The sequence below is a fragment of the Limnobacter sp. genome, from assembly GCF_043511195.1.
Lineage (GTDB): Bacteria > Pseudomonadota > Gammaproteobacteria > Burkholderiales > Burkholderiaceae_B > Limnobacter.
Genome location: NZ_CP121330.1, coordinates 205,723 through 227,016 on the forward strand (window position 1 = coordinate 205,723; position 21,294 = coordinate 227,016).

Genomic DNA, 21,294 nt, shown 5'->3' on the forward strand with positions numbered 1-21,294 from the left:
TACCACCCGCCTTTCCGAACAGGTTACACACCACGCAGGAGACAAATTCAAATGGCTAATATTCAAAACAAAGTGATTGTAATTACCGGTGCATCCGAGGGCATTGGTGCCGCCTTGGCAATTCAGTTGGCCCCCGGCAACAAGCTGGTTTTGGCTGCACGCCGCCTTGAAAAATTGCAAGAAGTGGGCAAACAGGTTGAAGCCGCTGGAGGACAGGTCCATTGCGTGGCCTGCGATGTGATGGAACAGGATCAGTGCGAAAACCTGGTGGAAGAATCGGTGAAAGCCTTTGGTGGCATTGACATGATTGTGAACAATGCCGGGGTTTCAATGCATGCATGGTTCGAGGACATTACCGATTTGGGCACATTCGAGCGGCTGTTCCGCGTGAATGTCATGAGCATGGTGTGGATTACCCACAAGGCCCTGCCCCGCATCAAGAAATCCAAAGGGTTGATTGTCGGCGTTTCAAGCCTGGCAGGCAAAACAGGTGTGCCAGCGCGCACCACCTATTGCACCAGCAAGTTCGCCATGAGCGGTTTTATGGAAGCACTGCGTATTGAACTGATGGGCACGGGTGTAGACGTGTGTGCCATTTTCCCCGGCGTGGTTGACACTGAAATTCGTCGCAACGGACTGAACCCCAATGGCCAACGTGCCGGGGTGTCTGGCCTGCGCGAGAAAGGCGCCATGACCGTTGAACAGTGCGTCAATGAAATAGTGGACGCCATGGCCGAGCGCAAACGCGAATGGGTGATGACAGCCAAGGGCCGCCTGGGCTTGAAGCTAAAGCCTTTCGTACCGGCTGTGATCGACAAAAAGGCCAAAGACGCGCTGGACGATGAACACGGCGGAAAACAATCTGCTTGATTGAATTCGCGTGGCGTCAGGCACCAAATAAAATAACAGCCTGAACCACGCCCGCCACCAAAGCCAGCGCCAAGGCAACACCCAGCACAGTCACAGCTTTTCTGTTGGCTTCAATTTGTGCGACCAGTTGGGTGTTCTGGCTCGCCAATTCCTTGATCACTTCAGCGGACTGAACCACTTGGGTCTGCAAATCTGAAATTGTTTGCTCAGCGGCATGCAAGCGGTGCTCCAGTTTCTCGACCGCCTCGGGGTCGCTGGCCAAAATAACATCGCTTACTTCGCTGCCTGTTTCATCGTAGACCTTTTTCTTGGACACGCTGTTCCACAGCTTGACTGCACCGTCTGCCACTTTCGGCGCATTTTTGATCACTTCGCCCCAAGGCACCATTTGCAACACTGTTACCCAACCTGCCGGCATTGTTCCCTCAATTCATGGACTCACTAAAGCACCATTATCGTCGGTTTCACGAATTCGGGTTGGTAGCGTGCACCTAGAATGAAATGCGGACTCTAGGCGCTCGGCGTTACAATTGTGACCCGAACCAACAACAAAGCACCTGCACATGACCACACCCAAGCCAATTTTGCTGCCAGTTGACCGTGAACCCGTGATTCGGGTGATTCCAATGCCCAAAGACTCCAATGCGTCGGGTGACGTATTTGGCGGCTGGATTATGGCGCAGGTGGACTTGGCGGGTTCAGTGCCCGCTACAGCATATGCCAAAGGCAGGATAGTCACCGTGGCGGTGAACGAATTCATTTTCAAAGAACCCGTGTTTGTGGGCGATTTGTGCAGCTTTTACGCCGAGGTGGTCAAAGTTGGCAGAACTTCCATGCAGATTTACGTGGAAGTTTTTGCCCAACGCCGCTTGAAACCCGATGATGTGGCCAAGGTGACAGAGGCCTATGTGACTTATGTTGCAGTGGACGAGAATCGAAATTCTCGGCCTGTGGATCCGCTGAAATAAGGCGTTCGCTTTAGAAGTGAGTGAGGTCCTGTTGATGCATCTCGAATGCGAACTCGACCTCGTTCACGTGCTGCCATGAGCTTTGGCCCTTGGCCTGTTTGCGCGACAACTCAATGCGGTAATCGTAGCGATCAGGGCGATACAGACCTTTGAGTACTTGCACGGGCCTGCCGTTTTCATCGTAAGCCACCCTTGAAATGGCCAGCAACGGAGCGCCCACTGGCACACCCAAAGCATAGGCCACAGACGCATCGGCCAGACGCGCAGAAATGGTTTGCCGGGCTTTGGCGACCTTAACGCCCGCTTCTTCCAGCAGGACCAGAATGGGAAACTCGCGCAGCCGTCGGCGACAAATTCGACCTGACAGATCCTGAGGGATAAAACTGGTGAGGTGCGCCACGGGCTGGCCATCAAGCTGACGAATGCGGATAAGCTTTTCAACAATCGCGTCGCTTGGCAGGTGCAGCAGTGTTGCAATGTCGGGGGGAGGCAGAATTCGTTTCGATGTGATGAGCTGCAAATCGGAAGAGTCGCCACTGGCTTGCAAACGCATGGCCGAAGCACTCAACAACTGGCTTTGCCCCACCGAGGAATTGCGAGACTCGGTGCGCGGTTTTACAAAGGTGCCCTTGCCACGCCCCCGCGCGACCAAGCCCTCTTTGACCAGGTCTTGCAGTGCGCGACGCATGGTAACCCTGGACACGTTGAATTGCTCAGCCAAAACCAACTCGCCAGGCAAAGGCTTGGTGTCGTAGTGGCCTTCGATAATCCGCTCGCGCAAGATCAGGTAAATTTGGTGGTATAGAGGAACAACTTGATTCGGGTCTAGTTTGCTGTCACCGAAATTGGATTCTTCTTGAGAGGCGGAGGGAAACTGACTATCCATTCGTACTGTCCAAATGCTTCAGAGCTACGATTGGATAATACAACACAATGCAACACAATTCATACTGTATGCACGCCTGAAAGACACAAGGGCCACTGAAACAACGCTTCAATGGCCCTTGGGCAACAACATATTTGCAAGAACTTATTCCTCGTGGAATGCCTCTTCGCGCTTCTTGCGAATGGAAGGCAGGAACACCACGATCAGGGCAATTGCTGCAATGGCCAGCATGGTTGCACTGATTGGTCGTGTCACAAGCACCGAGAAATCACCACGCGAGAGCAACAAGGCCCTGCGCAGGTACTCTTCCATCATTGGGCCAAGAATGAAGCCGAGCAACAAGGGCGCGGGCTCACACTTTAGCTTGGAGAAGATATAACCCAACACCCCGAAACCGGCCAGTAGATACACATCAAACAACTTGTTGCCCAAACTGAACACGCCGATGCAGCAGAACACGAGAATCATCGGGTACAAGAAGTGGTAAGGCACGGAAATCATTTTGACCCAGATGCCGATTAAAGGCAGGTTCAAAATCACGAGGAACAGGTTGCCGATCCACATGGACACAATAATGCCCCAGAACAAGCCGGGTTGCTCGGTCATGACCGCCGGCCCCGGAGTAATGCCCTGAATGATCATGGCGCCGATCACCAAGGCCATGACTGGATTGGACGGAATGCCCAGCGTGAGCAATGGGATAAACGAAGTTTGCGCACCCGCATTGTTGGCAGACTCTGGACCCGCAACACCTTCGATCGCCCCTTTGCCAAAACGCTCTGGCGTTTTCGAGATTTTCTTTTCAATGGAGTAAGAAGCAAACGAAGCCAACATGGCACCACCACCAGGCAAAATTCCCAGCAATGAACCGAGCCCGGTGCCACGGACGATTGGCCACGCCATGCGCTTGAGATCGTCTTTGTTGGGCATCAAACCCTCGACCTTGCTGACCATTGCAGAGCGCAGGTGCTCTTCTTCGAGGTTCTTGATGATTTCACCAAGACCGAACATGCCCATGGCCAAAATCACGAAGTTGATGCCTTCCGCCATGTAGGGTGTGTCGAAGGTGTAACGCTCCATGCCGGAGTTCACGTCAGTACCCGCCATGGCCAGCAATAAACCCAGCACGATCATGCCGAATGCTTGCAACAGGGAACCGCTGGCCAGCACCACTGAGGCCACCAGACCAACCACCATCAGTGAAAAATATTCAGCCGCACCAAATTGCAAGGCAATGTCAGCCAAAGGTGGCGCAAACAATGCCAGCAAAACGGTTGCGAAAGTACCGGCAACGAAAGAGCCGATTGCAGCCGTAGCCAGGGCTTTGCCCGCCTTGCCCTGACGAGCCATTTGATAACCATCAAGCGCGGTAACCACCGACGAGGATTCGCCTGGCAGGTTAACAAGAATGGCTGTTGTGGAGCCACCATACTGCGCGCCATAGTAAATACCAGACAGCATGATGAGTGATGACACTGGCGGCAGGCCAAAGGTGATTGGCAACAACATGGCAATGGTTGCCGTGGGGCCCAAGCCGGGTAGCACGCCAATTGCAGTGCCCAGAAAAACACCGATCAGGCAGAACAACAGGTTATGGATCGTGAAGGCTGTTTCAAGACCCAGTGAAAGATTAGCGAGAAGTTCCATGATTACATTCCAAACCAAGACCCAAAAATGGGCAGCGGAATACCCAAGCCTTTGACAAACACAAGGCTACAAAAAATAGCTGCGCCAAAAGCGATACCCAGGGTGAACTTCCAATTGAAGAATTTGCTGGCCATTGCAGAAATACCAAATAGCGTCATCACCGCAATTGCCAAACCTGCGCCTTCCACCAGCAAGGCAAATGCAATGATGGAGACAGTCACATAAATAATTTTTGCAAAAGGAAAACCTTCAAGAGGTTCACCTTGAACAAAGAAGGAACGAATGAGTGAAGCGGTTCCGATCAATATGAGCAAACCACTGAGCACTTTGGGGAAATAACCGGGGCCCATGCTGATGGCTGCGCCCATTTCATAGTCAGCAGCCATGTACAAAGCTGCTGCACCGATAATCAGGTACAGCAGCCCGGCCCAAAAGTCACGTAAATCTTTTGGCATTTTGAGTCTCAGTTATTGATCAGTCAGCGTACTGACCAGCTTTGTCGATAATTGGCTTCCAGCGGGCAATTTCTGCATCCAGATGCTTGCGGTGTGCTGCAGGCGTGGCTCGCTCAGCGCTCACTGGCTCAGTTCCCAATTCGGCAAAACGGGAAATCACGTTGGGGTCTTTCAGCGCAACATTCAGTGCTTTGTTCAAACGGTCAATGATGGGCTTGGGTGTGCCTTTGGGCGCATACAAACCGTGCCAAACGGCCACTTCAAAGCCTGGCAAACCGGCTTTGTCCAGCGTTGGCAAGTCGGACAATGAAGCCACTGGAGTTTTGGTGGTGACTGCATAACCCTTGATTTTTCCGCCCTTGATTTGGCTGGTCGTGTTGGTGGTTTGGTCACACATAAAGTCAACCTGACCGCCCAACAAATCATTCATGGCTGGGCCTGTGCCCTTGTAAGGTACTGTTGTAAGGTCTACACCCACAGCAGTCTGGAACAACATGCCGCACAGGTGCGAAGCTGAACCGATACCTGCGTTGGCGTAAGTTACTTTGTCTTTGTTTGCTTTGATGTAAGCCAAGAGCTCTTGCATGTTTTTGGCAGGCATGTTGCCGCGAGCCACAATGGTCATGGGCACATCGGTGACCAAGCCAATGGTTTCGAAATCAGAAGAAGCGTTGTAAGACAATTTGCGGTACAGCGAAGGTGCTGTGGATTGACCAATGTGATGCAGGAAAACATTGTAACCATCGGGTGCAGAGCGTGCTGCTTTGCCAGCTGCCAGCGTACCGCCAGCACCACCCAGGTTTTCAACAATCACTTGCTGACCAAGGTCTTTGGACATGGACTGTGCGATCAGACGACCAACCGTGTCAGTTGGGCCACCCGCTGCAAACGGAATCAGCATGGTGATGACTTTGGATGGGTAAGCATCTTGTGCCTGAACAGAACCCATCAAGCCCAACAGGGCCACTGCCAATACGGATTTAATCGATTTCTTCACGGAACTCTCCTTGTGATTGGTATCAGAATGTCAACTGCGAAAGCTGTTTTTCTTATTGAATTTCCACACATATTTGCGCAGGTGGATGGAGTATCAGCATGCCCGTGATGCGCAGCAATTGTGGTTTTCCATATACGCAGAAACCGCAGCATTAGCCAATCTGGGGGAAGTTTCAATCAAATAATGCAAGGCGACAAACATCACCAATCGATTAAGATTTACTAAGTGAATCAATAAAGAAACTTAAACGAATATTTTTGAGTTTTTTGCGGGAAGGTCTTTAGCCAATCGATACGACTTCGATTGGAAAAAATAAATTGACGGTTCGGCCAGAATGAGACCGAACGAGCGGGGAAGCATGAAGTTCAGCAGAGTTTATTTTTTGGCCTGACCCGCCAACCATTCATTCAAGGCTGTGGCCACCACCTGATTAACCCCTTCTTCTTGGCTGACTGCATATTCGCGCAGGCGACTCACCAGTTCCGCAGGCAGCCTGTAATTGACCGGCACCAGCTTGCTTGCAGGAATGTCCGCTGCGCGTTCGCGCTTGTTGGATGAGGCCTTGGCGGCTTGACCAAAGCGATCTGGCAGACTCTCTGATTTAAGTGAGCCATCAAGTTTTTTGGCCATGTTTTTGGCCATGTCGGTGGATTTGAGCGCCATGAGGATCCTTCTTTAGGCTGGGCAGGTCGGGCTCGCAGTATAGCGCCAAACCAGACTGCCCAGTTGATCAACTTCGGACTCGCTTACGCCCTTTTTACGAGGCGAATCAACATGAGAAGGACAATTGCACCAATTGTGGCTACAACAATGCTGCCGATCAGGCCACTTCCGCCAGACACTCCGAAAAAATTGAACAGGAAGCCGCCGAGGAAAGCGCCAACTACACCCACCACCAGGTCACCGACCAGTCCGAATCCACCGCCTCGGACGAGTTGTCCAGCAAGCCAGCCGGCGATCAGCCCCACGATTAGAAATACCAATAAACTCATACGATTTCTCCTTGGATGAACAGGGCCATCCCCGTTCGAGTGAACTGAGTCAGGCCAACTTGGTCTGAGTTGAAACGAAATCGGAATTGATTAGAATCTGGGCTGACGCGTCGTATTCGGCAATCAATGTGCAGGCCAAATCAAAATCCTCTGGCGCGACAAACACATTGGCGAACCCGCTGGGGCAAAGATCACCCACAGCACCTTGCAAAAAATGTCCCCCGACGTAAGTCTGGATGTCGCATGCGTTTAACATGCCTGCGACGATGTGCGCCTCAATGATGTTGCCGGCTTTGAATACAATCTTCATGGCGTTTCCCCTTACCTCCCAGACTAGCCTAAAAAAGCGTTACTGGGTGATAAGACGTTGCCTGCATCGTTGTGGGAATTGGGCTTACCGGGCACTCACGCGAAGCACCTTGCCGTCCGAGCTGTCGGTCAGCAGATAGATGGCGCCGTCCGGACCGGTGCGAATGTCACGAAAACGGGCACCGACCTCTTTGAACAACACTTCTTCCTCCGAAGCCTTGTTGCCTTTCAAGACCACACGGCTGACCTGTTGTGCCTTCAATGCGCCCACCAGCAAGTTGCCTTTCCACTGGGGAAACATATCGCCGTTGTAAACAGTCATGCCAGAGGGTGCAATGGACGGCACCCAATAAATTGCAGGTTGTTGGGTTCCTTCGTATTCTTTGAAGGGTGAAATTTGTGCGCCGGTGTAATCAATGCCATAGGTGGCTTTGGGCCAACCGTAATTGGTGCCGGGGGTGATCACATTCACCTCGTCGCCACCACGTGGGCCATGCTCATGCGCAATCAAGCGCTTGTTGGCTGTGTCGTAGGCCAGCCCCTGCACATTGCGGTGACCATAGCTGTAAATTTCGGGCCGTGCGCCTTGCTTGCCCACGAAAGGATTGTCCTTGGGCACCGAACCATCGGCATTGATACGAACAATTTTTCCAAGGTGGTTCGACAGGTTCTGCGCTTCTTCGCGGTAGCTGTAGCCGTCACCCAGCGTCACAATCAATGTGTTATCGGGTAGCCAGGCCATGCGACCACCGTAATGCGCACTGCCGGACTTGGCCATTTGGGAGCGGAAAATTTCTTTCACGTTCTCGAGACTATTGGTGCCGAGCTTTGCACTGGAGACACAAAGATGGTTTGCACTGCGGGTGCCGCAGGCATAGCTCAGGAAAATTTGCTGGTTTTGCGCGAAATCACTGGCAGGCAACACGTCGAACAAACCTGCCTGCCCGCTGTAAAACACCTGTGGTACGCCATCCAATGGTTTGCTCATTGCTTTGCCGTCTGCCCCGACCAAGCGCAACTGGCCTGGCTTTTCCGTGATCAATGCACGACCATCCGGCAAAAACGCCATGGACCAGGGACTATCCAAGCCATCAACAAAGGTTTCGATCTTGTAAGACTTACCTGCTTGAGCAAGCACATCGCCGGGCGGCAATGCAAAACCTGCAACCAACAAGACAGCCAAAGCCGGGCCTGCCGACAACTTGCGAGTCGATAATTTCGAGAACAAGGCACCCGACACTGCAGCGGCAGCAAGCATGGAGAGCATGCCGCCAGCGGTGCGGGTGGATGAAATCAGTATTGGCATTGGTGCAATCATGTCGACCACTTTAAAAGTTACCCACAGGCCCAAGGCAGCACCGAACACACACCAAAAAGTATGCCATGCAGTGCCGGTGAAGCGCGTAAACAGCAATGCGACGACCTGAGACACCGCAAAACTACACCCGAAAATGACCGCATAAACCGGCGAGAAGTTCCCAAGATCATGAATTGTGGTGTGAAGGCGGGTATCCAACGGAATACTGACACCCAGGTTTTGCAAGGCATTCAAATTGATTTGAGACTGGACCAGTGTGCCCAGTACAGAACCCACCAACCAGACCAAAAGCCAAACCAGGACAATGGAGAACCGTTTGTTTGTGTGACTCACGAATGCGCTTCCTGCAATCAACCGTAAACCGCCACCACCTGATAGCCCAGCGAGGCCAATTCGCCATTCGGAGTCCACAGCTTGGCACTTTGATTCACGTAACCGTCAGCACCTGCTTTGGTTTCCATGTCGATTTGGAACCAACCTTCGCTGTCGATGTTGGCGGGCATGGGCGGCAATTCAAGCGACCAGCTCACAGAGCTGGCCATGACGGGCCCTTTGAAGTGACTTAAGCATGGCGTGGGTGGGCCATCACTGAGCATCACAATCAGTACTTCCGGACTGAGATTTTTGTCGGTGGCGCGAATGTAAATGCCACTTTCCCAAAAGGGTGTGCCCATGTAAGGAATGCTGCCCACTGCCCAGCGCATTTCAACATGCTGCAAAAAGTTGGGCGTAATTTTGGGAATGAAGGGCAAGGCAGGAATGTTTTCAACCGCCTTGGGAAGCGGCTTGTGCTCGGGTGTCAACACTGGCAGTGCTGTTTCACGCGGAGCACCGAACACGCCGACCACGAGGCCAGCCAGTGTTTCGTCGCTGTAAATTTCACATTGCACCTGACTGACACTTTTGCCTTGCCGAAGCAGTCGCGTGCGGTACACCACATCACCGGCGGGTACGGGGCCCACAAAGTTGGTTTGCAAGGCACGCAATGGCATGTCAATGCCCAGGGTGTCGCGCATGGCCACCACAGCCAATGCGGACAAAAAGCCACCAAACATGGTACGGCCCTGCATCCAGTCTTCCGTGGCCTGGAAGGTGACGGTGTCACCACTCAAGCGGCGGCTGGATAAAATTTCGGAGAGTGCGACGGTCATGCTGGGCCCTTGGTGCTTATTGAATTAATGTTCGAATTGCTTGAAATTGGGAGCGCGTTTTTCGCCAAACGCTTTGAATGCCTCTTGCGCTGGCGCTTGCGGAATCATGCTCATGAACAAGTGCCCTTCTTCGGCCATTTTTTCTGAAATGGCAGCCTTGGTCACCGACTTCATCAGGCGCTTGGTGGTCAACAAACTGGTCAGTGGCAAGTCGAGCAGTTTTTTCACTTGCGCCTGCACGTGTGCATCCAGTGTTTCCGGTTCAAGTACGTCGGAAACAATGCCGGTGTCGTAGGCTTTCAATGCAGTGAATAGATCGCCGAGCAGCAGCAATTCAGCGGCTTTCTGATAGCCCGCGGAAATGGGCAGCAAAAGGCTCGATGCCGCTTCAGGGCACAAACCCAGTTTTACGAAAGGCATGGAAAATTTTGCCGTGCTTGCAGCGTAGACCAAGTCGCAGTGCAACAGTACGGTGGTGCCAATGCCAATGGCCAAACCTTGAACCTGCGCCACCACGGGCTTGGGGAACATGGAGATCATGCGCAGGAAACGGAACACGGGTGCATCAAGATCGGTCGGTGGGTTGTTCAAGAAATCGCCAAGATCGTTGCCTGCGGAAAAGCAGCCTTCATGCCCTTTAAGCAACACCACTTTTACGCCACTGCTGTGGGTGGCATCACGAAACGCATCGGCCAGCGCGGTGTACATGGCGTTGGTGAATGAGTTTTTACGCTCGGGCCGATTGATGGTGATGGTCATCAGCCCGTTGCTGATTTCTGTTTGAATGTCCACTGCCGTATTCCCTGTCAGTTAAAAAAACGGGTGAAGGTTTGCACCCACACCCGCTTTTGTTCGCGCTGAAATTACACGCGTTCGAAGATGCCTGCTGCACCCATGCCGGTGCCGATACACATGGTGACCATACCGTATTTCAGGTTGTGTCTGCGCAGTGCATGCACCACAGTGGCTGCACGAATTGCACCGGTTGCGCCCAGCGGGTGGCCCAAGGCGATCGCACCGCCCATGGGGTTCACCTTGCTTGGGTCCAGCTCCAGGTCTTTCATCACGGCCAGCGATTGTGCGGCAAACGCTTCGTTCAATTCAAACCAGTCGATGTCGCTGGTTTTCAAACCAGCTGTTTTCAACGCGGCAGGAATTGCTTCCTTGGGGCCAATGCCCATGATTTCCGGGGGTACACCGCGCACCGCAAAACCACGCCATTTGGCCAGCGGAGTCAGGTTGTAGCGCTTCACAGCTTCTTCAGAAGCCAGAATCAGTGCGCCTGCGCCGTCGCTCATCTGCGAGCTGTTACCGGCTGTTACAGAGCCTTTGGCAGCAAACACGGGGCGCAGTTTGGTGAGGCCTTCGATGGACGAGTCGGCACGGGGGCCTTCGTCCAGCTTCACTTCTTTGCTGGAAGTTTTGATTTCACCAGTGGCCAAATCGGGCGTGGCTTTGACCACGGTGAAGGGCGTAATTTCGTCGTTGAACTCGCCAGCCTGTTGGGCTGCGATTGCCTTTTTGTGGCTATTCAGTGCGAACTCGTCTTGCGCGTCGCGGCTGATACCCCACTGCTGGGCAACCTTTTCAGCGGTCATGCCCATGCCATACGCAATGCCCAGGTTCTCGTCTTTCTGGAAAATCGCATTGTTGAAGCTGGGCTTGTTGCCGCTCATGGGCACCATGCTCATGCTTTCTGCACCGGCAGCGATCATGACTTCAGCTTCGCCCATGGCGATTGCATTGGCGGCCATGGAAACAGCCGTGATACCAGATGCGCAGAAGCGGTTGATGGTAACGCCACCCACGGTGTTGGGCAGGCCTGCCAGCAACACAGCGATACGGGCCATGTTCATGCCCTGCTCGCCTTCGGGGAATGCACAACCTACGATTGCATCGTTGATTGAAGCGGGGTCGAGCGTGGGCACCTGGGCCATGGCGCTGGCAATGGCGTGCACCAGCAGGTCATCGGGGCGGGTGTCTTTGAACATGCCGCGTGGAGCCTTGCCGATTGGTGTGCGCGTTGCTGCGACAATGTAAACATCTTTACAAGTTTGAGCCATGTTTGCTCTCCTTAGTTACGTACGGGTTTGCCGGTTTGCAGCATGCCCATGATTCGTTCTTGTGTCTTGGGGTTGTCGAGCAACTTCACGAAGTGCTTGCGTTCCAGATTCAGGAACCACTCTTCATCCACCAAGGAGCCAGTTTCAATTTCGCCACCACACACCACTTCGGCGATGACACAGCCCAAGTGGAAGTCGTAGGCGGAGATGAAACCACCGTCGCGCATGTTGACCAGTTGCGCCTTGATTGTGGCGTAACCAGACTTGCCAGCGGCGGGCACACCCTTGATTTTGTGGGGTGGGCGATAGCCGCCATCGAACATGGCGCGTGCACGTGAAATTGCGACGTACAGCAGTTCATGGCTGTTGAAGACGATGGTGTCGGATTCCTTGATGAAGCCCAGGTCGCGACATTCCATGGCCGATGTGCCCACCTTGGCAGTGGCAGCGGTCATGAAGCCGTCTTTCAGGAAAGCCAATACGTCGGCAGAACCGGCTTTTTGAGCAGCCAGACCAGCGTTTACAGCGATCTCTTTCAAACCACCACCGCCGGGAATCAGACCAACGCCCACTTCCACCAGACCCATGTAGCTTTCCAGGTTTGCAACACGTGCAGCACAGTGAATTGCGAATTCACACCCACCACCCAAAGCCAAGCCGGTTACGGCGGCCACGGTTGGAACTTGTGCGTATTTCAGTGCGGCTGTGCCCTTCTGGAATTCTGCAACCATGGGTTCGATGGCCTTGCCACCGCCTTGCATGAATGCGGGCAACATGGCCTGCAAATCGGCACCAGCGGAGAACGGTTCATCCGGGCTCCAGAGCACCAAGCCTTTGTAGCTTTTCTCAGCCAAGGCAATGGCTTCGTGGGTGCCGGTGATGACATCGGGGCCAATGGCGTGCATTTTTGTTTTGATGGACAAAACAAGCACGTCGTCATGGCCGGGTGCCGTCCAAATGCGAACCGCGTCGTTTTCCTTGATGGTTGTGCCGCCGTTGTGACCAGTGACTGTTGTTTCGCCCAATACTTTGGCGCGGAAAACTTGGCGCTGGTACACAGGCAAATCTTTGCGGGGCACGAAGGAATTCGAGGCTGGGCTGAATGCACCAGCTGTGCTGTACACGCCGCCGTTGTCTGCCACTGGGCCTTCAAAAACCCAAGCTGGCAACGGTGCATTGCACAGTGCTTCGCCGGCATCAATGTCCGCTTTTACCCATTCAGCAACCTGTTTCCAGCCTGCAGCTTGCCAGGTTTCGAATGGACCTTCTGTCCAGCCGTAACCCCAGCGCAGCGAGAAGTCCACTTCACGTGCGGTGTCGGCAATTTCGTTCAAGTGGAAGGCGATGTAGTGGAATGCATCGCGGAAAATGGCCCACAGGAATTTGGCTTGCGGGTGCTCGGAAGCGCGCAGTGCCGCCATGCGCTCGGCCACGTTGCGGTTTTTCAAGATCTTCAACACAGCTTCGTCGGCCTTGCCTTCAGAAGGTACGTAGCCGCTGGTGTTTGCATCAAACACCATGATCTGCTTGCCTTCTTTCTTGAAGAAGCCACCTTTGGTTTTCTGGCCCAAGGCACCTTTTTCAACCAAGGCCTTCAATACGGCGGGTGTGGCGTAGCTGGGTGCAAACGGATCGTTGGGCAGTGTGTTTTGCATGGTTGCAATCACGTGGCCCATGGTGTCCAGACCCACCACGTCGGCAGTGCGGAATGTGGCGGACTTTGCACGACCCAATTTAGAGCCGGTCAGCTGATCAACGATGTCGAATGGAATACCGTACTTCTGTGCTTCGGCCATGGTGGCCAGCATGCCGGCCACGCCCACGCGGTTGGCCACGAAGTTGGGCGTGTCTTTGGCTGTAATAATGCCCTTGCCCAAAGTGGTGGTCAGGAACGTTTCCAGATTGTCGAGAATGTCCTGGCGCGTGGTGCTCAATGGAATGAGTTCGCACAGGTGCATGTAGCGGGGCGGATTGAAGAAGTGAACGCCACAAAAGCGGCTTTTCAGTTCAGCATCAAAACCTTCGCTGAGCTTGGAAATGCTCAAGCCCGAGGTGTTGGTTGCAAAAATTGCGGTGGCATTGATGTGCGGCGCAACTTTTTTGTATAGATCGTGTTTCCAATCCATGCGTTCAGCAATCGCTTCGATCACCAGGTCGCAACCTTGCAACAGCTCCAGGTGCTCTTCGTAGTTGGCAGCTTGCACATATTGCGCAACGTCTTTAGCGCCAAACGGGGCAGGCTTCAGCTTGGTCAGGTTCAAGATGGCTTTGTCAACGATGCCATTCTTGGGGCCTTCCTTGGCGGGCAAATCAAACAGCACCACTGGCACTTTGGCATTGGCACAGTGGGCAGCAATTTGAGCACCCATCACGCCAGCGCCGAGCACGGCGACTTTGCGAACGATGAAATTGGACACGCGTGTCTCCTTCGAGTTAATTGGTTTGAACGCCCGTGGTAATTAAACACCACGGGGTACTGCGGGACAGATTGATTAGAACAGGTCGGCTTCCATTTCCATCAGGCTGCTGGAACCTGCACGCGCCTTGCGAATCAGCATGGCGGTTTCGGGCAGCATTTTCTGGAAGTAGAAACGGGCCGTGTGCAGCTTGGCGGTGTAGAACTTGTCACCACTGGCTTGTTTTTCAAGCGCGATTTTTGCAGCTTGTGCGAAGAAGTAGCCATAGAACAAGTGGCCCACTACGCGCAGGTAATCCACAGCAGCGGCACCCACTTCATCCGGGTTTTGCATGGCCTTGCCACCAATTTCCATGGTCAGCTTGCTGACCTTGTCGCCCAAGTCGGCCAAGGGCTCTACAAACTCTTTCATGGCTGGGTTGTTGGCCTCAGCTTCGCACAAAGCACGAACCATTTTGCCGAACTTCATCAACTTGGCGCCGCCATCGCCCAACACTTTGCGACCCAGCAGGTCGAGTGATTGAATGGTGTTGGTGCCTTCGTAAATCATGTTGATGCGGCTGTCGCGCACATACTGTTCCATGCCCCATTCGGCGATGTAACCATGGCCGCCATACACCTGCATGCAGTGTGAAGTGGCTTCCCATGCATTGTCGGTAATAAAGGCTTTCACAATGGGGGTGGCCAGGGCAACCATGTCGGAAGCTTCCTTGCGAACTGCTTCGTCTGGGTGGTTCAGTTCTTTGTCCAGCTCAAGCGCAGTCCACAGGCACAATGCCCGGCCACCTTCGGCATAGGCGCGGGTGGTCAACAGCATTTTGCGAACATCGGGGTGAACAATAATGGCATCTGCAGGTTTGTCTGCTGATTTGGGGCCGGTCAATGAACGGCCTTGAATACGGTCTTTGGCGTACACCACGGCGTTTTGATAAGCCACTTCGGTCAGGCCCAGTGACTGCATGCCCACGCCCAGGCGGGCTGCGTTCATCATCACGAACATGGCAGCCAAACCGCGGTGAGGCTGGCCGATCAACCAACCGCTTGCGCCGTCCAGGTTCATTTGGCATGTTGCATTGCCGTGAATGCCCATTTTGTGTTCAATGGCGCCGCAGAAAATCGGGTTGCGTTCGCCCAGGGTTCCATCTGCATTGGGAACAAACTTGGGAACAAGGAACAGCGAAATGCCCTTGGTGCCCACAGGTGCGTCGGGCAGGCGTGCCAACACCAGGTGAATGATGTTCTCGGCCATGTCGTGTTCACCACTGCTGATGAAAATTTTCGCACCGGTAATTTTGTAGCTGCCATCAGCTTGTGGCTCGGCCTTGCTGCGCAACATACCCAGGTCGGTACCGCAATGGGGCTCGGTCAGGCACATGGTGCCAGTCCATTCACCGCTGGTCAGCTTGGGCAAATACAGGTCTTTTTGTTCCTGACTACCGTGCTCGTGCAGACAATCGTAGGCACCGTGGGTCAGGCCGGGGTACATGGTCCAGGCCTGATTGGCGCTGTTCATCATTTCATAGAAAGTCTGGTTCACAGTAACCGGCAAGCCTTGACCACCGTAGTTGGGGTCGCAGCTGAGCGAAGCCCAACCGGCCTCAACGAACTGTTGATAGGCTTCTTTGAAGCCTGTTGGCGTTTTCAGGGAATGATCGGCCTTGTTCAAGGTACAACCTTCGGAATCGCCCACGGCGTTCAGCGGTTGCAATACTTCCGCGCAGAACTTGCCGCCTTCTTCCATGATCTGATTCATGGTGTCAGCGTCAATTTCCGCAAAGGCGGGAATGCTTTTGAAAGTGGCTTCCGCATTGAACATTTCGTGCAGTACAAATTGCATGTCGCGGACTGGGGGCGTGTATTGGCTCATTGAAGTGTCTCCTGGTACTACTGGCTCAGAATTTCTGACTGGGTTTGCTGGTAATGCTGAATCATGCGTTCAAAGCCTTGGCTTGCCCGCCTCACAGACAAAGTGTCACCCATAAGGCGACCTTGCTGGTGGGCTGCCAGAATCAGGCCAACCATCTCGAAAACGAGCTGGTCCGCATGCGCCTGATTGGCCGGTAAATGATTTTCTTCGATGGCCTGTGCCGTGGCACGGTGCATTTCTTTTTGCCAGTCGCGATGCATTTTCACCAGGACATCGCGAACCGCCCCTGGCCTGTCATCGTATTCTGTCGCGCCTGAAATATAGATGCAACCACTGTCGATTTCTTTGCCAATTCGATCAAGCCAGCGCATGAAGATTGCACGCAAACGCGGCAGTCCACGGGGCTCTTTCAGGCAGGGAAACAATACGGCATCGATGAATTGTGTTTCGTACTCTTGCAGTACTGCGATTTGAAGTTCTTCACGCGAGCCAAAATGGGCGAACACACCACTTTTGCTCATGGTCATTTTTTCTGCGATAGAACCAATGGTTAAACCCTCGAGTCCTTGCGTGGACGCGATTTCTAGCGCCGCCTCTACGATGGCGGCTCGGGTTTGTTCACCTTTGCGCATATAAAAATAGACCGAACGTTCGTTTTTTTATGAGTGTACGCTATTTCTTTGGGAAAAAGGGAATGGCCCAGGTTAGAGAAATTCCTCTACAGCCCCATGGGTGTAATTCATTTATTCAAAATATTTGAACAAACACTGCGAAAAACGCCACTCGATTTTTAACAATCGAACGCGCAAGATTCAACCATCGATTCAGTGAATCGCAAACCCAATACGGAGAATTGAAATGACTACAGCAAATGCAACACACACTGGGACCAATGTAGTAGACAGTGCCTTGAACAACTCAGCGCCCACAATCGCCCTGCTTGGCCGGGTTTTGCTTGCGACCATGTTCGTACTGGCTGGTTTCAGCAAAATTGGTGGGTTCGAAGGCACAGCGGGCTACATCGGTTCCGTGGGCTTGCCCTTTCCAGAGCTGCTGACCGTGCTCACAATTGCGGTTGAAATTGGCGCAGGCCTGGCTTTGATTGTTGGCTTCCAGGTGCGTATTGCAGCCTTGCTGCTGGCAGGTTTCACTTTGGCGGCATCGGTGCTGTTTCACAACTACTGGACCATGCCAGCCGATCAAGCCTATGTGCAGCAGTTGATGTTCATGAAAAACATCAGCGTAGCTGGCGGTTTGTTGATGATTGTGGCCTTGGGTGGTGGAAAGCTGGGCCTGAGCAAAGGCAAGTAAGGCGCGCCTGGTCAGTGATTAAACCACTGGAAATACGGCCTCACCGACCTGGGGATTGACTTGATAACCACCGGTGAACGCACCAAATGAAGGCAGTATCAATTGATCTGACTTAAGGTAGAAGCAAGGCAAACGCGCCCTGCTTCTGCCTTTTCCATTGAGCACCACCACTGGGTGTTCGTGCCCGGCCAACACCAAGGCACCTGGCACGGTGTGCAGGTGATGACACAAAGCAAAACCACCCAACACAAAAGGCTCTTCCACCACCGTGATATTCAGGGTTGCTGGAGGGTCGCCCGCCTTGCTGTCGTGATTGCCGCGAATCAGTGTCATGTCGATATCAGCGTGCTGCAAACGCCAGGCGTGCAGTTTTTCAAGCAGGTCTTTGTTGTGCGCTGCCTTGGCATGCAACAGGTCACCGAGGAAATAAATGGCATGTGGCTGGTGGTCGGCAATGGCCAAGGACAAGCGATCGAGATTTTCCTGCGTGGTCCCGGCTGGCACTGGCACGCCAAGGCTTCGAAAGGTGGCTGCTTTGCCCAAATGAACATCTGCGACAAAAAGCGCCTTCAACACAGGTGAATAAGCTACGCGCCGGGCTGACAGCACCAATTCACCCGCCTGCGTGCTCAATGGCCAGCCCGACTCCCCGCTTTGCAGTACTTTCATCCCACCCATTGCATTGCCCACGCTGAACCAGACCGGAGTGTAACAAGATAAAAAGCTTATTTTTTCCGAACCATTCGAAGCTGAATGCCACCGAACTTTTTCAACAAAAAAACCGGAGAAATAAAGATGGGATGGTTCAACAACACACTTACAGCCAATCGTGTGCACAACACAGCAACGATTTTGACCTGCGCAGCCTTGCTCGAGGCCAATCAAACTGTCCTTCAGGGGGTACAACAATTTTCAACAGAACAAGTGAATCGTGGAAACCGACTTTCTGCACAGGCATTTTCCATCCAGGGTGCGAGTAGCAATTTGGGCTTGCAGCTGCAGCAAGCGGTGGGCGAGTTGAATACGTTTAAAAGAGAGGCCAACGGATTGAACTCAGAACTTGGGGAACACACAGAATATTTCACAGCCTTGGTGGAACAATTCAGCATCCCAAGAGCCGCCCGCCAGCTCAATTTATCAGGCAAGGAAATGACAGAAGTGGCTACACACATTACCGCGGCATCACTGGCTAATTTGGCAGCGTTGCGAGCCAATCGCCAAGACAAAATTGCCCAGAGCGTTGCAACAATCGACCGGGCGGATGAAACATTGAATCCCGGTACACACACACGGGCATCTCTCGCATTACCGGAAATGGCATTCCGCAACAATTGATCATGCGTCGGTGCGCATGGCGGCCGTCTCCAATTGTGCCACCATGCGAGCCACGCGATCACTGAGTTTTTCTGTGCTCACTGTCTCGCGCAACCGTTCAATCAACAAGGGAAACGCGAATGGCGAGGGTTTATCGATTGATTGATAAACCAGTGTTTTGGATTGAATGGAGTTCAGTGCCTGCACCATGCGCGCCAAATCAAGTTCCTGCTCAAGGGCTTCCCGTTGCGCCTGATCCAGCAGCAAATTACCTTGATCGTATTTTCTAAAAACCTCGAAGAACAAGCCGCTGGAGGCCTGCAATTGCTTGGCACTTTTACCGGCACCCGGATACCCCTGAAACACCAAACCGGCAATTCGCGCAATTTCGCGAAACCGGCGCTGGGCCAGTTCAGATGCATTCAGGCATGCCCGTACATCCTCGAATAAATTCTCAGTGGAAAAAAGCGCAGACTCTGACAAACCATCCTTGAACCATTCATGCCAGTTGATGGGCTCGGCACTGAGCAACTCAAAACCATAATCATTCATGGCAATTGAAAATGTGCCCGGCTTGTGTCTTGATGCGCGCCACGCCAAAAGACTTGCCAAACCAATGTGCACAGTGCGCCCCTCGAAGGGATACACGAACAGGTGGTGACCTTCCTTGCTGTGAAGTTCTTCGACCAATAAATTGACGGTGTTGGGCAATGCGCTCCAGCGCATTTGCAAAGCCAGCAAACTTTCAAGTGCGCGTAATTCGGGCAGGGCTGGTTTTTTACCGGTCGAAATGGCTTGGTGCGCAAGCTCCAGCATTTGCAGGGAAGCATGGGCAAGCTCGCTGCTCAATGGCATTTTTCCGCCCTGCCACTGCGGCACGGTCGCCTTTTTGCGGTTGGCTTTTCGAACGTAGGCTGTCATGTCACGCACCTTCACCAGCTCGAGCACCCGGCCAGCAAAACTGAAACAATCACCGGTTTTCAGGCGTGCAATAAAGCCCTCCTCGATGGTGCCCAAACGCCCGCCGGTCATCCATGCCACTTGCATGGCGGCATCGGAGACAATGGTGCCCACCGACATGGCGTGCCTGCGTGCTATGTCGCGGCGGGGCACGCGGTAAATGCCTTCGTCGCCTGCTGCAACGCGCTGGTAATCGGGATATGCAGCCAAACTTTCTCCCCCCTTCTCCACAAAAGCCAAAGCCCAGTCAAACTGGGCGCGGGTCAAATTGGCATAGGCGTTGGTGGTTCGAACTTCTGAAAACAGTTCATCGGGTTTAAAACCACTGCCCATCGCAATGGTGACCAAGTGCTGAACCAGTACGTCCAGTGGTGCCTGGGGGCTGAAACGCGATTCGATCTGCTTGTGTTCTGCTGCATACCGGGCCGCAGCAGCCTCGACCAGCTCCAGTGCATGCGTGGGCACCACGGTAATCCGCGAGGGGCGACCCGGTGCATGCCCCGAACGACCTGCGCGTTGAAGCAAACGGGCGACGCCCTTGGGCGAACCGATTTGAATAACACGCTCGACAGGTAAAAAATCAACGCCCAAGTCAAGGGACGATGTGCACACCACCGCCTTCAAACTGCCGCTTTTCAAACCCTGCTCCACCCAATCGCGCACTGTTTTGTCGAGCGACCCATGGTGCAAAGCCAGCGCACCTGCGTAATCGGGCCGGGCTTCCAGCAAGGCTTGGTACCAAATTTCTGCCTGGGAACGCGTGTTGGTGAAGATCAGCGTGGAGGCTGACTGATCAATTTCTCTGGCAACAAATTCCAATTGATTCAAACCCAAATGCCCGCCCCAAGGGAAGCGTTCAAAAGTGTCGGGAATCAGGCTGTCGATAATCAGCTGCTTGGGCAACTTGCCTTGAACCAAAGTTGACTTGCTGTGCTGGCGAACAGGCCAAAGCAGAACATCTGTGGCCACTTGCAAATTGCCCAAGGTGGCACTTAAGCCCCACACCTGCAAACCCGGGTTGATGCGGGCCAAACGCGCAATCGCCAACTGCAACTGCACGCCGCGTTTGTTGCCGATCAACTCATGCCATTCATCGACCACCAACACTTGCAGCTTGCTTAAATTGGGCTGACTGCTGGCGCGTGTGAACATCAAGGTGAGGCTTTCCGGTGTGGTCACCAACGCGAAAGGTGGTTTGCGCAAGATGGCTGCACGCGCTGCGGAATCGGTATCGCCGGTTTGAAGTGCCACGCTACAATCACCCACCAATGCAGCCAGCGATTTTTGCAAAGCCTTGGTGCTGTCAGCCGCCAGGGCACGCATGGGTGTGATCCACATGATTTGTGTGGCTGCACCGCGAGGCCGGGGCAATTGCGCCAAACGCAACAATGCCCCCAACCACACAGCCAGTGTTTTACCTGCACCAGTGGTGGCATGCAGCAAACCGCTGTGCCCCTTCTGGAAGGCTTGCCACACCTGTGTTTGATACTCGAACGGTTCCCAGCCTTGCGCACGGAACCATGCTTGAACATTTGCCAAGGTGAGTTCTGACAAAGGTGCCGTGTTCATCGGCAACGCTGGCGCAGACAACACCTGTTGGGTGGATTCTTGCAGCGCTGCAGATTTGTCTGCTGCTTTTTTCTTGCGGCGCAAAGCCTTCAGCTGTGTACCTACATTGGGACCGGGAGGAATGCCTCGAAATTCAGACATGGTGTACTGCCAGGAAACAACGATGCCTGATTGTGCCATGGGAAATGCACAAAAATTGGC

21 protein-coding genes are annotated in these 21,294 nt (G+C 53.5%); 4 read left to right on the forward strand and 17 right to left on the reverse strand.

The annotated features are described in order from the left end of the window. Positions 1–51 precede the first annotated feature (51 nt). Complete coding sequence (locus tag P0D43_RS01020; RefSeq protein ID WP_394673028.1) at positions 52–870, forward strand: SDR family oxidoreductase; 819 nt, start codon at positions 52–54, stop codon at positions 868–870. A gap of 16 nt (positions 871–886) precedes the next feature. Here P0D43_RS01020 and P0D43_RS01025 read toward each other — a convergent pair whose 3' ends face one another. Then, positions 887–1,288, reverse strand: a complete 402-nt coding sequence (locus tag P0D43_RS01025) for a hypothetical protein (protein WP_159568954.1) — start codon at positions 1,286–1,288, stop codon at positions 887–889. Positions 1,289–1,433: 145 nt separating this feature from the next. Between P0D43_RS01025 and P0D43_RS01030 the strand changes: the two genes are divergently transcribed. Continuing rightward, positions 1,434–1,838 carry an acyl-CoA thioesterase gene (locus tag P0D43_RS01030; protein WP_394673029.1) on the forward strand — a complete coding sequence of 135 codons (405 nt, stop codon included), beginning with the start codon at positions 1,434–1,436 and terminating at the stop codon, positions 1,836–1,838. A gap of 10 nt (positions 1,839–1,848) precedes the next feature. Here the strand turns inward: P0D43_RS01030 and P0D43_RS01035 are convergent, their stop codons facing one another. The 14 genes from P0D43_RS01035 to P0D43_RS01100 form a co-directional block, all read right to left on the reverse strand. Beyond that, positions 1,849–2,724, reverse strand: coding sequence for a GntR family transcriptional regulator (locus P0D43_RS01035; RefSeq protein ID WP_159568956.1), 876 nt, complete (start codon positions 2,722–2,724; stop codon positions 1,849–1,851). A gap of 144 nt (positions 2,725–2,868) precedes the next feature. Beyond that, on the reverse strand, positions 2,869–4,371 hold the full coding sequence (locus tag P0D43_RS01040) for a tripartite tricarboxylate transporter permease (RefSeq protein ID WP_394673030.1): 1,503 nt from the start codon (positions 4,369–4,371) through the stop codon (positions 2,869–2,871). A gap of 2 nt (positions 4,372–4,373) precedes the next feature. Then, positions 4,374–4,826 carry a tripartite tricarboxylate transporter TctB family protein gene (locus tag P0D43_RS01045; protein WP_341236881.1) on the reverse strand — a complete coding sequence of 151 codons (453 nt, stop codon included), beginning with the start codon at positions 4,824–4,826 and terminating at the stop codon, positions 4,374–4,376. A 19-nt stretch (positions 4,827–4,845) separates the two neighbouring features. Continuing rightward, entirely contained in the window at positions 4,846–5,775 is a 930-nt protein-coding gene (locus P0D43_RS01050) for a tripartite tricarboxylate transporter substrate binding protein BugD (RefSeq protein ID WP_159569686.1), read from the reverse strand. 423 nt (positions 5,776–6,198) lie between these two features. Then, positions 6,199–6,486 carry a hypothetical protein gene (locus P0D43_RS01055; RefSeq protein ID WP_159568959.1) on the reverse strand — a complete coding sequence of 96 codons (288 nt, stop codon included), beginning with the start codon at positions 6,484–6,486 and terminating at the stop codon, positions 6,199–6,201. Between the two features lie 83 nt (positions 6,487–6,569). Then, positions 6,570–6,815: a GlsB/YeaQ/YmgE family stress response membrane protein gene (locus tag P0D43_RS01060; protein ID WP_159568960.1), complete on the reverse strand. Its 246-nt coding sequence runs from the start codon at positions 6,813–6,815 to the stop codon at positions 6,570–6,572. A 49-nt stretch (positions 6,816–6,864) separates the two neighbouring features. Then, positions 6,865–7,125, reverse strand: a complete 261-nt coding sequence (locus P0D43_RS01065; RefSeq protein ID WP_341236882.1) for a DUF2007 domain-containing protein — start codon at positions 7,123–7,125, stop codon at positions 6,865–6,867. Positions 7,126–7,209: 84 nt separating this feature from the next. After that, on the reverse strand, positions 7,210–8,775 hold the full coding sequence (locus tag P0D43_RS01070; protein ID WP_341236883.1) for a PQQ-dependent sugar dehydrogenase: 1,566 nt from the start codon (positions 8,773–8,775) through the stop codon (positions 7,210–7,212). A gap of 17 nt (positions 8,776–8,792) precedes the next feature. Further along, complete coding sequence (locus tag P0D43_RS01075) at positions 8,793–9,593, reverse strand: acyl-CoA thioesterase II (RefSeq protein ID WP_159568962.1); 801 nt, start codon at positions 9,591–9,593, stop codon at positions 8,793–8,795. A gap of 24 nt (positions 9,594–9,617) precedes the next feature. Continuing rightward, on the reverse strand, positions 9,618–10,385 hold the full coding sequence (locus P0D43_RS01080) for an enoyl-CoA hydratase (protein ID WP_159568963.1): 768 nt from the start codon (positions 10,383–10,385) through the stop codon (positions 9,618–9,620). A gap of 71 nt (positions 10,386–10,456) precedes the next feature. Then, positions 10,457–11,656 carry an acetyl-CoA C-acyltransferase gene (locus P0D43_RS01085; RefSeq protein WP_394673031.1) on the reverse strand — a complete coding sequence of 400 codons (1,200 nt, stop codon included), beginning with the start codon at positions 11,654–11,656 and terminating at the stop codon, positions 10,457–10,459. An 11-nt stretch (positions 11,657–11,667) separates the two neighbouring features. Next, positions 11,668–14,073, reverse strand: a complete 2,406-nt coding sequence (locus tag P0D43_RS01090; RefSeq protein WP_394673032.1) for a 3-hydroxyacyl-CoA dehydrogenase/enoyl-CoA hydratase family protein — start codon at positions 14,071–14,073, stop codon at positions 11,668–11,670. Between the two features lie 75 nt (positions 14,074–14,148). Beyond that, positions 14,149–15,939 (reverse strand): acyl-CoA dehydrogenase C-terminal domain-containing protein, encoded by a 1,791-nt coding sequence (locus tag P0D43_RS01095; RefSeq protein ID WP_159568966.1) that lies wholly within the window; start codon positions 15,937–15,939, stop codon positions 14,149–14,151. Between the two features lie 17 nt (positions 15,940–15,956). Then, positions 15,957–16,571, reverse strand: coding sequence for a TetR/AcrR family transcriptional regulator (locus P0D43_RS01100; RefSeq protein ID WP_341236886.1), 615 nt, complete (start codon positions 16,569–16,571; stop codon positions 15,957–15,959). 226 nt (positions 16,572–16,797) lie between these two features. Here P0D43_RS01100 and P0D43_RS01105 point away from each other — a divergent pair, with 226 nt between their 5' ends. Further along, positions 16,798–17,250, forward strand: a complete 453-nt coding sequence (locus P0D43_RS01105) for a DoxX family protein (RefSeq protein WP_394673033.1) — start codon at positions 16,798–16,800, stop codon at positions 17,248–17,250. 18 nt (positions 17,251–17,268) lie between these two features. On the opposite strand, the gene pdeM is transcribed toward P0D43_RS01105, so the two are convergent. Next, the gene (gene pdeM / locus P0D43_RS01110; RefSeq protein ID WP_394673034.1) at positions 17,269–17,919 is read right to left on the reverse strand and encodes a ligase-associated DNA damage response endonuclease PdeM; all 651 of its coding nucleotides are present in this window, start codon (positions 17,917–17,919) and stop codon (positions 17,269–17,271) included. 126 nt (positions 17,920–18,045) lie between these two features. Between pdeM and P0D43_RS01115 the strand changes: the two genes are divergently transcribed. Next, the gene (locus P0D43_RS01115; protein ID WP_341236889.1) at positions 18,046–18,585 is read left to right on the forward strand and encodes a hypothetical protein; all 540 of its coding nucleotides are present in this window, start codon (positions 18,046–18,048) and stop codon (positions 18,583–18,585) included. Here the strand turns inward: P0D43_RS01115 and P0D43_RS01120 are convergent, their stop codons facing one another. Next, on the reverse strand, positions 18,586–21,234 hold the full coding sequence (locus tag P0D43_RS01120) for a ligase-associated DNA damage response DEXH box helicase (protein ID WP_394673035.1): 2,649 nt from the start codon (positions 21,232–21,234) through the stop codon (positions 18,586–18,588). It abuts the gene before it with no gap. Positions 21,235–21,294: the final 60 nt, after the last annotated feature.